Here is a 12,538-nt window from a genome sequence, read left to right as displayed (position 1 = left end):
CGGCCTCGTCAGCGTCCGGAGTTGTCCACCTGACCGCTGTACCAGGCCAGCACGGCAGCGCCCAGCCCGCAGAGGCTCATCACCAGCGCCATGGGAATCGCGCTGCCGTCGTGCAGAACGCCGACCATGGCCGAGGCCAGGGCGGCGAGACTGAACTGCGTGCTCCCCATCAGCGCCGACGCGCTCCCCGCCTGCCGCCCCTGCCCCGCCATCGCACAGGCCGACGCATTGGGAATGACCGCGCCGAGGCTGGCGACGTAGACGAACAGCGGCAGCAGCAGCGGCCACAGGGACGCCGGGCGGGACGCAGCCACCAGCAGCAGCACGAGCGCACTGGCGGCATGCAGCCAGACCATGCGGCGCAGCCAGAATCCCGGTCCGTGGCGTCCCACCAGACGGGCATTGAGCTGGGCGAACAGGATGAAGCCGGCCGCATTGCCGCCGAAGAACCAGCCGTAATGCTCCGCCGGAACGCCGTACAGCTCGATGAAGATGAACGGCGAGCCGGCGATGTAGGCGAACATGCCGGACATGGCCACGCCGCCGGACAGGCTGAAGGCCAGAAACTCCCGGTCGCGCAACAATCCGCCGTAGCGCCGCAGGCTGCCGGACAACGGCGGCCGCGGCGCATCTTGGGCCAGGGTTTCCGGCAGGCGCAGGGCCACCGCCAGACCGGACAGCGCCCCGAACAGCGTCAGGCAGTAGAAGATCGACGGCCAGCCGAACTGACTCAGCAGCAGCCCGCCGGCGAGCGGGGCGAGGATGGGCGCCAGCCCCATCACCAGCATCAGTTGGGAGAAGACCCTGGCCGCCGCCTGCGCGTCGCAGAGATCGCGCACCACCGCCCGGGAAATCACCATCCCGGCGCAGCCGCCCAGGGCCTGGACGAAACGCATCAGGACCAGTTGCTCCAGGCTGCCGACCAGGGCGCAGCCGAGCGAGGCCAGACTGAACAGGGCGACCCCGAAGATCAGCGGCCAGCGCCGGCCGAAGCTGTCTGCCAGCGGCCCGTAGACCAGCTGGCCGATGGACATGCCGACGAAATAGGCCGCCAGGGACAACTGGACATGCTCGACGTCGGTGGCGAAGGCCTGGGCCAGGGCCGGAAAGCTCGGCAGGTAGAAATCGATGGCCAGGGGGCCGAAGGCGGAAAGGGCGCCGAGAATCAGCAGCAGGGACAGGTTCACGATTGGGGCTCCTCCGCGCCCCGGAGGGGCACGGCACATCCTGGTTCAGGGGGAACGCACAGGGGTACGGGCGGGAGAGCGCTGCGACGCCCTCTGCGACTATGCTCTTACCTACGACCCTGTTTGTAAATCGGCAGATTCGAGTAAACTGCAAATCCCCACGAACCGAGCCAGAACTCCGCCATGCGTCGAACCAAGGAAGATGCCGAGAAGACCCGCCTCGCCATCCTCGCCGCTGCGGAACGACTGTTCCTGCAGCATGGCGTCTCCCATACCAGCCTCGAGCAGATCGCCCGTGCCGGCGGCGTGACCCGGGGAGCGGTCTACTGGCACTTCGAGAACAAGGCCCACCTGTTCAACGAGATGCTCGGCCAGATCCGCCTGCCGCCTGAGCGGCTAGCCCAGCGCCTGAGCGGCTCGGCGGGGGCCAACCCGCTGCGGGAGCTGCGCGATCTGTGCATCGAGGCCATGGCCAACCTGGCCGGCAACCCGCAGAAGCGCAACATCATGACCATCCTCCTGCGGCGCTGCGAGTTCACCGAGGAGCTGCGCTACGCGGAAGAACGCAGCACGGCCTACATCGACCAGTTCATCGACCTCTGCCAGGCGCTGTTCGAGCGCGAGCGGGAGCGCCTGCGCCCCGGCCTCAGCCCCCGCCTGGCGGCGCGCACGCTGCACGCCACCCTGGTCGGCATGCTCAGTGACGTGCTGCGCGATCCCGACCTGTTCGATCCGCTGACCGACGCGCCGGTGATGATCGACACGCTGTTCTGCGGCCTGATCCGCGACTGGTCCCCGGCAGAACGGCCCGCGCTGATCGACTCTGCGACCGCATCGGACCAGTGCGGACAGCCCTCGGCTCAGCCCTGAGCCACCTCGTAGCCCTCCTCGCGGATCGCCTCCATCAGGCGCTCCGCCGGTAGCTGGCTGGCCACCTGCACCTCGCCCCTGGCCAGGTCGACCTCGACCTCGGCCGCCGCATCCAACTCCTGCACGGCCCGGGTGATCGCCTTGGCGCAATGCCCGCAAGTCATGCCCTTCACCTGAAACGTCTGCATCGCAGTTCTCCTCTGTAACTGAGCCTAGTGTCGAGCTTGCCACCATGGCAAAGTCAAGGGCACCGGGGACTGATCCACGTCGGAAACACCAGCATGAACATCGGCCAAGCAGCGAAACACAGCGGCCTGTCGGCCAAGATGATCCGCCATTACGAAGCCATCGGGCTGCTCGCCCCGGCCGAGCGCGGCGACAACGGCTATCGCCATTACGGCGCGGCCGACCTGCAGCGCCTGGCCTTCATCAAGCGCTCGCGGGATCTGGGATTCTCCCTGGAGGAAGTCGGCCGGCTGCTCGACCTCTGGCAGAACCGCCAGCGCGCCAGCGCCGACGTGAAAGCGCTGGCGGCGGCCCACCTGGAGACCCTGGAACGCAAGATCGAGGAGCTCGTCAGCCTGCGCGACACCCTGCAGGAGCTGGTCGGCCACTGCCAGGGCGACGACCGCCCGGACTGTCCGATCCTGCGGGAGCTGGAGGCGGGCGGCTGCTGCGGGGGCTGAGAAAGGAGAAGGTGCAGGAACGGTTCCATCCGCCGCGCCGGCTCGGGCGGACGGAACCGACCCCGGAAACTCACATCTGCGATTGCAGGTAGTTCTGCAGACCGATGCGGTCGATCAGGCCGAGCTGCTGCTCCAGCCAGTAGGCGTGGTCTTCCTCGGTGTCCTCGATCTGGGCGACGAGGATGTTGCGGCTGACGTAGTCGCCGTGCTGCTCGCAGAGGGCGACGCCCTTGGCCAGCGCCTCGCGCACCCGGTACTCGACGGCCAGGTCGTTGCGCAGCATCTCCGGCACCGTCCTGCCGGGGTTGATCGGCTCGGGCGTCATGTCCGGGGTGCCTTCGAGGAACAGGATGCGCTGCAGCAGCGCATCGGCGTGCTCGGTTTCCTCGGCCATTTCGTGGCTGATGCGTTCGTAGAGCTTGGTCAAGCCCCAATCGGCGTACATCCGCGAATGCAGGAAGTACTGATCGCGCGCGGCCAGCTCGCCGCGCAGCAGTTCCTTGAAATAGTCGATGACTGGCGTCTGGCCCTGCATATCTCCCCCATTAAACCACTTGAAAAGTGCGATAAGCCTCTAGGATGCAGGCTGCGCGGTCAAGAGTGGCGGCGCGCCGGGCTTCTCCTCAGCATAGATCGCCCGCCGCCAGCTTCCCAGGTCAGACGCGCAGCCAGGGCGGCGTCGACTCGCCTCAGACAGATTCGTCCTCGGTTCGTTGCGCCGCCTCGCGCCGCTCCTGATCGGCCAGGGCGGCCTTGATCTCGCGCATCACCGACTCGATGTCGGCGGCATCCTCGGGTTCGGCGAACTGGCCGGTCAGGACGCTGTCCGGGGTCAGCTCCCCCGCTTCGTAGAGGGCCCACATCTCCTTGGCGTAGCGGGTATAGCGCAGCTCCGGGGCGAACTGGCCGAAGTACTCGGCCATGTTGCACACGTCGCGCTCGAGCAGGCGGAACGCATGGTTGTTGCCCGCGGCATCCACCGCTTGCGGCAGGTCGATGATCACCGGCCCCTCCGGGCCGAGCAGCACGTTGAATTCCGAGAGGTCGCCGTGCACCAGGCCGGCGCAGAGCATCTTGACGATCTCTCGGATCATGAAGGCGTGGAATTCCCGGGCGTCGTCCGGGTGCAGCTCGACGTCGTTGAGGCGCGGCGCAGCATTGCCCTCGCCGTCGTCGATCATCTCCATGAGCAGCACGCCGTCGAGGAAATCGTAGGGCTTGGGCACCCGCACGCCGGCGTTGGCCAGGCGGAACAGCGCGGCGACCTCGGCGTTCTGCCAGGCTTCCTCGCGCTCGCGGCGGCCGTACTTCGAGCCCTTGGCCATGGCCCGGGCATCGCGGCTGTTGCGGACCTTGCGCCCCTCCTGGTACTCGATCGCCTGGCGGAAGCTGCGCTTGCTCGCCTCCTTGTAGACCTTGGCGCAGCGCAGCTCGTCGCCGCAGCGCACCACGTACACGGCCGCCTCCTTGCCGCTCATCAGCGGGCGCAGCACTTCATCGACCAGACCTTCCTCGATCAGGGGCTCAATGCGTTTTGGCGTCTTCATCAGCGTGAATCTGCAATCCTTTCTTTACAATGGCTAGGTCGGCGGGCACGCGCCCCTTGTACGGCAATGGACCCGCCAGGCCCGGAAAATCGATGAGTCGCCGCACAGGGAAATGGCACAGAGGGTCGAATGTTACACGTACCGACCGGAGTACCCTATGACTACTCTCAAGCATTACACCATCCGCTACTGCATCAACGGCAGAGCCGACGCCCTGAACATGGAAGGCTTCGAGCCGCCGACCCTGGACCAGGCGCGCCTGCGGGTCCTGCTCAAGCACATCCCCGAGCTGCAGATCGCCGAGGACGCGCCCTGGGAGACGCCCACCCGGCCGAGCCTGGCGAGCCGCACGGACGAACTCGGGGTCAGCGACATCCGCATCGAGTCGGCTTGAGTCCGGTCGCGGCCGGCCGCCATACTCCGGCCCCCGCCTCGCGAGTCCCGCCATGCCCCTGCCGCTGGTCTACCACGACGACTATAGCCCGCCGCTGCCGCCCGGCCACCGCTTCCCCATGGAGAAGTTCCGTCTGCTGCGCGACCACCTGGTCGACGTCGGCCTGACCCGCGACGAGCTCCTGCACCGCCCGCAGCCCTGCCCGGCGGATATCCTCGCCCTGGCGCACGAGCGCGGTTACATCGAGCGCTACTGCAGCGGCGACATGAGCCGCGAAGAGCTGCGCCGCCTCGGCCTGCCCTGGTCGCCGGCCCTGGCCCGGCGCACCCTGCTGGCGGTGGGCGGCTCGCTGCTGGCCGCTGAGCTGGCCCTCTCGCACGGCCTGGCCTGCCACCTGGCCGGCGGCACCCACCACGCTCACTACGATCATGCCTCGGGCTTCTGCATCTTCAACGACCTGGCGGTGATCGCCCGCTACCTGCTGGAAAGCGGCCGCGTCGGGCGGGTGCTGATCTTCGACTGCGACGTGCACCAGGGCGACGGCACCGCGCGCATCCTCGAAGAGGTGGCGGACGCGGTCACCGTGTCCCTGCACTGCGAGCAGAACTTCCCGGCGCACAAGGCCAAAAGCGACTGGGACATCGGCCTGCCCCGCGGCACGGGCGACGCCGACTACCTGAAGGTGGTCGACGACACCCTGAACTACCTGTTGCCACTCTATCAGCCGGACATCGTGCTCTACGACGCCGGCGTCGACGTGCACCGGGACGACGCCCTCGGCTACCTGGCGCTGACCGACGCCGGCCTCGCCGCCCGCGACCAGGCCGTGTTGCGCCACTGCCTGGAACGGGACATCCCGGTGGTCGGCCTGATCGGCGGCGGCTACGACAGGGACCGGGCCGCGCTGGCCCGCCGCCACGGCATCCTCCACCACAGCGCAGCCCGGCTCTGGCAGGAGCTGCAGGGCTAACTCGGCCGTCCCGACAGGGTAGAATGCGCGCCCCTCCCTCTTGCCTGCCCGGAGCCGCCATGTCTGCCGCCCCCTCTTCCCCTTCGGTCGCCATCGTCGGCGGCGGCCCCGCCGGTCTGATGGCCGCCGAGGTGCTGAGCCGGGCCGGGCTGCGCGTCGACCTGTACGAGCGCATGCCGTCGGTGGGCCGCAAGTTCCTGCTGGCCGGGGTCGGCGGGATGAACATCACCCACTCCGAGCCGCGCGAGCCCTTCCTCTCCCGCTACGGCGCCAGACGCGGTGAGATCGGGCGGCTGCTGGAGGGCTTCGGCGCCGACGAGCTGCGCCAGTGGATTCACGACCTGGGCATCGACACCTTCGTCGGCACCTCCGGCCGGGTCTTCCCCACCGACATGAAAGCCGCGCCTCTGCTGCGCGCCTGGCTCAAGCGCCTGCGCGAAGCCGGCGTGGCCATCCACACCCGCCACCGTTGGCTGGGCTGGAGCCCAGTCGGCGAATTGCGGCTGGATACGCCGGAGGGCGAGCGCAGCGTGCCAGCCGACGCCACGCTGCTCGCCCTGGGCGGCGGCAGCTGGGCGAAGCTGGGCTCGGACGGCGCCTGGGTGCCGTTGCTGGCCGCGCGCGGCGTGAGCGTCGCCCCGCTGCAGCCGGCCAACTGCGGCTTCGACGTGGCCGGCTGGAGCGAACACCTGCGCGAGAAGTTCGCCGGCGCGCCGCTGAAGAACGTGGCCCTGGCTCTGGAAGGGCTGCCGCCCCGGGTCGGCGAGTTCGTGCTGACCGCCGGCGGCGTCGAGGGCAGCCTGGTCTATGCGTTGTCCGCAACGATTCGCGAGCGGATCGATGCCGAAGGCGCGGCCACCCTGTTCATCGACCTGCTGCCGCAGCATGCGCCGGAGAAGATCGAAAAGGCCCTGGCCAAGCCGCGCGGCTCGCGCTCCATGGCCAAGCACCTGAGCGGCCAGTTGGGCATCGACGGCGCCAAGGCCGCCCTGCTGCGCGAGCTGACGTCCCGGGAAGACTTCGCCGAGCCGCAGCGCCTGGCGGCGCGGATCAAGGCGCTACCGTTGGCGCTGGTCCGCCCGCGGCCGCTGGACGAGGCGATCAGCAGCGCCGGCGGCGTGACCTTCGCGGCGCTGGACGACAACCTGATGCTGCGCGGCCTGCCCGGAGTGTTCTGCGCCGGCGAGATGCTCGACTGGGAGGCGCCCACCGGCGGCTACCTGCTCACCGCCTGCTTCGCCAGCGGCCGCGCCGCGGCGCAGGGGATGCTGCGCTGGCTGGGCCGCTAGCAGGCCGTTGAAAAACTACCTGCCAAGGGCGCTCAGGGCTTTTTCTTCTTCGCCGGGCGCGGCGCCGACAGGCTCGGCACCTTGCGCACCGCCTTGGCGGCCGGCTTCTCGCTGGCATCGAACCAGTTGCCCAGATGGATCTTGCCCTTGCTAGACGCGCCGGGGACGGCCTTCTGCTTGGGCTTCTTCGGCTTCTTCAGCACGGCGCCGCCGAGGGCGGTCTGCGGCACCCGGTGATCGGGGCTGAAGCCCGGCTCCTCGCGGCGCGGCAACAGCTGGCCGGTCAGCGTCTCGATGGCCGCCAGCTGCTCGACCTCGTCGGCGCAGACCAGCGAGACCGCTTCGCCGCTGGCCCCGGCCCGGCCGGTACGGCCGATGCGGTGCACGTAGTCCTCGGCGACGATCGGCAGATCCAGGTTGACCACCAGCGGCAGGTCCTGGATGTCCAGCCCGCGCGCCGCCACGTCGGTGGCCACCAGGATCATCACCTCGCCGGCCTTGAACCGCTCCAGGGCGCGCAAACGCGCCGGCTGGGGCTTGTCGCCGTGGATCGAGTCGGCGGCGACGCCCTGGGCCTGCAGCTCGTCGACCAGTTGGTCGACGCCCTTGCGGGTCTTGGCGAACACCAGCAGCTGCCCCCAGCGCCGCTCCGCCAGCAGGTGCAGAAACAGCTCGGCCTTGCGCTTCTTGTCCACCGGGATCAGCCACTGCTTCACCGTCTTCGCCGCAGCGTTGCGCGGGCTGACCTCGACCGATAGCGGATCACGCAGCAGCTCCCCGGCCATCTGGCGGATGGCGTCGGAGAAGGTGGCGGAGAACAGCAGGGTCTGGCGCTTCTTCGGCAGGGCGCAGAACAGCTCGTCCAGCTCACGGGCGAACCCCAGGTCGAGCATGCGGTCGGCCTCGTCCAGCACCAGCGCCTGCAGCTGCTCGAAACGCACCGCGTTCTGCCGGTACAGGTCGAGCAGCCGCCCGGGGGTGGCCACCAGCACGTCGATGCCCTTGCGCAGGGCCATCATCTGCGGGTTGATGCTCACCCCGCCGTACACCGCGTAGGTGCGCAGCGGCAGATCCCTGCCGTAGGTGCGGAAGCTCTCGTGCACCTGCTCGGCCAGTTCGCGGGTCGGCACCAGCACCAGGGCGCGCACCGAGTTGCCCGCCACCTTGGGGCCTTCCAGGGTCAGACGCTGCAACAGCGGCAGGGCGAAGCCGGCGGTCTTGCCGGTGCCGGTCTGCGCCGCCGCCATCAGGTCGCGGCCCTTGAGCACGGCGGGAATCGCCTGGCTCTGCACCGGCGTCGGGGTGCGGTAGTCGAGGGTTTCCAGGGTCCGCAACAGCGGTTCGATCAGGCCCAGGGAGGCGAAGGTCATGGCGGCAACCGGCAGGAAAAAACGGGGCGCCAGTGTACCCGGAAGCCTCGCCCCTTGCCGGGAAAGCTGCGGGCCGGCGCCCTCTCCCCGGCCCCGCTACACTTTCCGGATATCCCAGGCAGAGCGACCATGTCCGCAGTCCACGCTCCTCTTCGCCGCCACCCGTGCCTGGCCTCCCGCCTCGGGGCCTTCTGGCTCTGTCTCCTGTGCGCGCTGCCCGCCGCCGCCCAGCCGGCCCGCACGGACGGCCTGCTGACCTTCGGTTCCTTCCAGGATACCTCCACGCCCCTGGTGCGCATCTGCGAACGGGTGCTGCGCGAAGCCTATGGCCAACTGGGAATCCGCATCCAGGTGCACCTCAGCCCGTCCGCCCGCTCCCTGCTGGAAGCCCGCGAGGGCCACATCGATGGCGAACTGTGCCGCTCGCGGCAGACCGCCGATCAGACCGGCGACCTGGCCGGCGAGCTGATCCGCATCGATCCGCCGCTGTGGCACGCCGATGTGGTGGCCTTCGCCACCCGGCCCCTCGAGGTGCGCGACTGGGAGAGCCTGGCGCCCTACAAGGTGGGCTACGAGCACGGCAAGGTCGGCCCGGCGCTGCGGCTGAAGGGCAACCCGCGGAACTCCGCCTCCAACGGCGTGGAGAACGGCCTGGTGAAGTTGGCCGCCGGGCGCGTCGACGTCCATGTGGAGGAGTACTACTCGGCGATGCTGGTGCTGCGCCGGCGCGACGACCTGCGGAACATCCGTCCGGTGGGGCCGGCACTGGAGCGTTACCAGATGCATCACCTGCTCAACCGGCGTCACGCCGATCTGGTGCAGCCGCTGGAGCAGGTGCTGCAGCGCATGCAGCGCAACGGCGATCTGAAGCGGATCGAGCAGGCGGTGTTGCGCGAGGCCGGGCTCGACCAGCTGCGGCCGCCGCCGCTCGCCCACGAGCCGGCCGATGGGCTACAGTGACGCCCCCAGCCCGCCCGAAACCTGCCGATGAATCCACTCTCCATCCTGCGCGACGCCTGGAACTTCTACATCCGCCATCTCGGCGCCATCGCCCGGCTCTGCCTGCCGCTGATCTGCCTGGAAAGCCTGGCCATGCTCGGCTTCGAACGCTGGCGCGGCACCTCGAGCGAGCCGTTGCAGGAGGTCCTGCTCGGCCTGCTGTTCTACCCGCTCTACAACGGCGCGCTGATCCTCTATCTCGACGCCCGCAGCCGCGGTTTGCCGACACGCGACGGCGACCTGCTGGCCCAGTCCCTGCGCCTGTGGCCGCGGCTGGCGCTGCTGACCGGGCTGAGCACCCTGCTGGTGATGCTCGGCGCCTCGCTGATGCTGCTGCCGGGGATCTGGGTGATGGTCAAGCTGGCCTTCGCCGACTACCTGCTGGTGCTGCGCGGGCAGGCTCCGCTGGAGGCGGTCAAGGAGAGCTTCCGCCTGAGCCGCGGGCATTTCCTGCCGATCCTGCTCTGCGTGCTGGTGGTGACGCTGCCGTTCTGGCTGCTCGACGGCTGGCTGCACGAACGGCTCGGCGAGCACCCGGAGCTGCTCGCGAACCTGCTGCTGGATGCCGCCAGCAGCTTCCTGCAGCTGTTCGGCACGGTGACCGTGTTCCGCCTGTTCATGCTGCGCGAAGCCGCGCCGGAGCCGCAGTAGCCGGGGCCTACTTGCGCGGCTTGGCCCGGGCGGTGGGCTCGGCGACCAGCGGGTCGTCCGGCCAGTAGTGCTTGGGATAGCGGCCCTTGAGGTCCTTCTTCACCTCGGCGTAGGTGTTGGCCCAGAAGCTCGCCAGGTCCTGGGTCACCTGCACCGGCCGGCGCGCCGGCGACAGCAGGTGCAGCTTGACCCCCAGCCGGCCGCCGGCGATGCGCGGCGTCTCGGCCAGTCCGAACAGCTCCTGCAGGCGCACGGCGAGCACCGGCGGCTCCTCGGCGTAGTCCAGGCGGATGCGCGAACCGGAGGGCACGGCGACGGCGACCGGCGCCAGTTCGTCCAGGCGCGGCGGCAGCGGCCAGGGCAGCAGCGCGGCGAGGATGCCGGGCAGATCCAGCGCGGCGAAATGGCTGAGCCGCGAAACCCGCCCGAGGTACGGCGCCAGCCAGTCCTCCAGGCCCGCCAGCAGGGCCGCGTCGGAGACGTCCGGCCAGTCGCTGGCGTCCTTTTCCGCCAGATCCAGACGACGCAGCAGCGCCACCCGCGCCTGCCACTGGCGCAGCTCGGGCGTCCAGGGCAGCAGCTCCAGGCCCTTGCGCCGCACCAGGGCGACCAGCGCCCGACCGCGCGCCGCCTCGTCCAGCCCCGGCAGCGCCTGGCGCTCCAGCACCAGCTCGCCGACCCGCCGCTGGCGCTCGGCGCGCAGCGCGCCCTCGCGCTCGTCCCACTCCAGTTCGTCGCGCACCGTCACCTGCTCGGCCAGCACCCCGTCGAACAGCACCGGATCGAGCTCGACGGCCAGGTAGATGCGCTCCTCGCGCTGGCCCTGGCGGCTGCCCAGGTCGGCGATCACCAGCCATTCGTGCTTAATCAGCGCATCGGGCTCGGCGAACAGCGCGGCGCGGCCGTTGGCCAGGCGGTACTCGCCGCCGCCGGGGCGGCGCTGGCGGGCGACCCGATCCGGATAGGCGAAGGCCAGCAGCGCGCCGAGCCAGCGCGGATCGTCCGGATCGCCAACGCGCTCCTGCGCCGCCTTCGGCAGCAGGCCGCGGTACTGCCGGGCCAGCTGCCGGGCGCGCTGCACGCCGCCTTGGGCGGCACTCCGCTGGGCGCCGCGCCCGGCCCTTTCCGCGCCGCTCAGCAGGACCAGCCGGCTGTGCAGGTCGGCGCCGGCGTCAGGTCCGCGCAGGATGTCGCGCTCGCCGAGCAGCGCGGCGACGTCGCAGGCCAGCGCGCCGAGGCCCAACGTCTGGCCACGCAGCAGCAGATGGGCGATGCGCGGATGCGCCGGCAGCCCGGCCATGGCCTGTCCATGGGCGCTGAGGCTGCCGTTGGCATTGAGCGCACCGAGCCGGGCCAGCAGGTCGCGGGCCTGGGCGTAGGCGGCCGCCGGCGGCGCATCGAGCCAGGCGAGTTCGGCCGGCGTGACGCCCCAACGCGCCAGCTGCAGGGCCAGCCCGGCGAGATCGGCCGCGAGGATCTCCGGGCTGTCGTGGGCGGCCAGCTGCTCGTGCTGGGCCTGCGACCACAACCGGTAGCAGACGCCCGGCTCCAGGCGCCCGGCGCGGCCGGCGCGCTGGGTCGCCGAGGCGCGGGAGATGCGCTGGGTGTCCAGGCGGGTCATGCCGCTGCCGGGATCGAAGCGCGGCACCCGCGCCAGTCCCGCGTCGATCACCACCCGCACGCCGTCGATGGTCAGGCTGGTCTCGGCGATGTTGGTGGCCAGCACCACCTTGCGCATACCGGCCGGGGCCGGCTCGATGGCGGCGCGCTGGGCAGCCAGCTCCAGTTCGCCGTGCAGCGGGCAGAGCAGGACGTCGGCGCGTCCGGCCAGCGCCTCGGACAGCTGCTCGTGCAGGCGGCGGATCTCCGCCTGGCCGGGGAGGAACACCAGCAGGCTGCCGGACTCCTCATCGAGCGCCTGCAGCACCGTGGCGAGCACCCGCGGCTCGATTCGCTCGCCGGGCTGATAGGGCCGCCCCCAACGGATCTCCACCGGGAACATGCGCCCCTCGCTGCGCACCACCGGCGCATCGTCCAGCAGCGCGGCCAGCCGCTCGCCCTCCAGGGTGGCGGACATCGGCAGCACCTTGAGCGGCGTGTCGCGCAGCAGGGCGCGGCCGTTCAAGGTCAGCGCCAGGGCCAGGTCGGCGTCCAGGCTGCGCTCGTGGAACTCGTCGAAGATCACCAGGCCGACGCCCTCCAGCGCCGGGTCGTCCTGCAGGCGGCGGGTGAGGATGCCCTCGGTGACCACCTCGATACGGGTGCGCGGGCCGACCCGGCTGTCCAGGCGGATGCGGTAGCCGACCGTCTCGCCGACCGCCTCGCCCAGCTCGGCGGCCAGGCGCTCGGCGGCAGCCCGCGCGGCCAGCCGGCGCGGCTCGAGCATCAGGATGCGCTGCCCGGCCAGCCAGGGCTCGTCGAGCAGGGCCAGTGGCACGCGGGTGGTCTTGCCGGCGCCGGGCGGAGCCTCGAGCACGGCTTCGTGGTGCAGGGACAGGGCCTCTCGCAGGGCGGGCAGGACGGCGTCTATGGGTAGCGGATTCATCGGGCACTCCACGGCAGGCCGGCGATTATA

At 70.4% G+C, this 12,538-nt stretch carries 13 protein-coding genes; 7 read left to right on the top strand and 6 right to left on the bottom strand.

Going from position 1 to position 12,538, the window contains the following annotated elements; genetic code table 11:
• Nucleotides 1-8: 8 nt before the first annotated feature.
• Nucleotides 9-1,187, bottom strand: a complete 1,179-nt coding sequence (locus ACFOJE_RS00385) for a Bcr/CflA family multidrug efflux MFS transporter (protein WP_377812243.1) — start codon at nucleotides 1,185-1,187, stop codon at nucleotides 9-11.
• Between the two features lie 183 nt (nucleotides 1,188-1,370).
• On the opposite strand from ACFOJE_RS00385, the gene ACFOJE_RS00380 reads away from it, so the two are divergent.
• The gene (locus tag ACFOJE_RS00380; RefSeq protein WP_377812242.1) at nucleotides 1,371-2,057 is read left to right on the top strand and encodes a TetR family transcriptional regulator; all 687 of its coding nucleotides are present in this window, start codon (nucleotides 1,371-1,373) and stop codon (nucleotides 2,055-2,057) included.
• On the opposite strand, the gene ACFOJE_RS00375 is transcribed toward ACFOJE_RS00380, so the two are convergent.
• The gene (locus ACFOJE_RS00375; RefSeq protein ID WP_377812241.1) at nucleotides 2,048-2,245 is read right to left on the bottom strand and encodes a cation transporter; all 198 of its coding nucleotides are present in this window, start codon (nucleotides 2,243-2,245) and stop codon (nucleotides 2,048-2,050) included. The genes ACFOJE_RS00380 and ACFOJE_RS00375 overlap by 10 nt on opposite strands.
• Before the next feature lie 93 nt (nucleotides 2,246-2,338).
• Here ACFOJE_RS00375 and cueR point away from each other — a divergent pair, with 93 nt between their 5' ends.
• Nucleotides 2,339-2,743: a Cu(I)-responsive transcriptional regulator gene (gene cueR / locus ACFOJE_RS00370; protein ID WP_377812240.1), complete on the top strand. Its 405-nt coding sequence runs from the start codon at nucleotides 2,339-2,341 to the stop codon at nucleotides 2,741-2,743.
• 70 nt (nucleotides 2,744-2,813) lie between these two features.
• Here the strand turns inward: cueR and bfr are convergent, their stop codons facing one another.
• The gene (gene bfr, locus ACFOJE_RS00365) at nucleotides 2,814-3,278 is read right to left on the bottom strand and encodes a bacterioferritin (protein WP_377812239.1); all 465 of its coding nucleotides are present in this window, start codon (nucleotides 3,276-3,278) and stop codon (nucleotides 2,814-2,816) included.
• Between the two features lie 154 nt (nucleotides 3,279-3,432).
• Complete coding sequence (locus tag ACFOJE_RS00360) at nucleotides 3,433-4,290, bottom strand: PA4780 family RIO1-like protein kinase (protein WP_377812238.1); 858 nt, start codon at nucleotides 4,288-4,290, stop codon at nucleotides 3,433-3,435.
• 157 nt (nucleotides 4,291-4,447) lie between these two features.
• On the opposite strand from ACFOJE_RS00360, the gene ACFOJE_RS00355 reads away from it, so the two are divergent.
• Genes ACFOJE_RS00355 through ACFOJE_RS00345 form a run of 3 tightly spaced genes read left to right on the top strand, consistent with a single transcriptional unit; the run spans nucleotide 4,448 to nucleotide 6,943 of the window.
• Entirely contained in the window at nucleotides 4,448-4,684 is a 237-nt protein-coding gene (locus ACFOJE_RS00355) for a hypothetical protein (RefSeq protein WP_377812237.1), read from the top strand.
• Between the two features lie 52 nt (nucleotides 4,685-4,736).
• On the top strand, nucleotides 4,737-5,654 hold the full coding sequence (locus tag ACFOJE_RS00350) for a histone deacetylase family protein (RefSeq protein WP_377812236.1): 918 nt from the start codon (nucleotides 4,737-4,739) through the stop codon (nucleotides 5,652-5,654).
• 59 nt (nucleotides 5,655-5,713) lie between these two features.
• Nucleotides 5,714-6,943: a TIGR03862 family flavoprotein gene (locus ACFOJE_RS00345; RefSeq protein WP_377812235.1), complete on the top strand. Its 1,230-nt coding sequence runs from the start codon at nucleotides 5,714-5,716 to the stop codon at nucleotides 6,941-6,943.
• A 32-nt stretch (nucleotides 6,944-6,975) separates the two neighbouring features.
• Here the strand turns inward: ACFOJE_RS00345 and ACFOJE_RS00340 are convergent, their stop codons facing one another.
• Entirely contained in the window at nucleotides 6,976-8,313 is a 1,338-nt protein-coding gene (locus tag ACFOJE_RS00340; RefSeq protein WP_377812234.1) for a DEAD/DEAH box helicase, read from the bottom strand.
• Nucleotides 8,314-8,442: 129 nt separating this feature from the next.
• Here ACFOJE_RS00340 and ACFOJE_RS00335 point away from each other — a divergent pair, with 129 nt between their 5' ends.
• On the top strand, nucleotides 8,443-9,273 hold the full coding sequence (locus ACFOJE_RS00335) for a substrate-binding periplasmic protein (RefSeq protein WP_377812233.1): 831 nt from the start codon (nucleotides 8,443-8,445) through the stop codon (nucleotides 9,271-9,273).
• A 27-nt stretch (nucleotides 9,274-9,300) separates the two neighbouring features.
• On the top strand, nucleotides 9,301-9,963 hold the full coding sequence (locus ACFOJE_RS00330) for a YciC family protein (protein ID WP_377812232.1): 663 nt from the start codon (nucleotides 9,301-9,303) through the stop codon (nucleotides 9,961-9,963).
• Nucleotides 9,964-9,970: 7 nt separating this feature from the next.
• Here ACFOJE_RS00330 and hrpB read toward each other — a convergent pair whose 3' ends face one another.
• Nucleotides 9,971-12,508 carry an ATP-dependent helicase HrpB gene (gene hrpB / locus ACFOJE_RS00325; protein ID WP_377812231.1) on the bottom strand — a complete coding sequence of 846 codons (2,538 nt, stop codon included), beginning with the start codon at nucleotides 12,506-12,508 and terminating at the stop codon, nucleotides 9,971-9,973.
• Nucleotides 12,509-12,538: the final 30 nt, after the last annotated feature.

It is taken from the genome of Azotobacter bryophylli, assembly GCF_042643485.1.
Classification (GTDB): domain Bacteria; phylum Pseudomonadota; class Gammaproteobacteria; order Pseudomonadales; family Pseudomonadaceae; genus Azotobacter; species Azotobacter bryophylli.
This window is presented reverse-complemented; position numbering and strand designations above follow the sequence as displayed.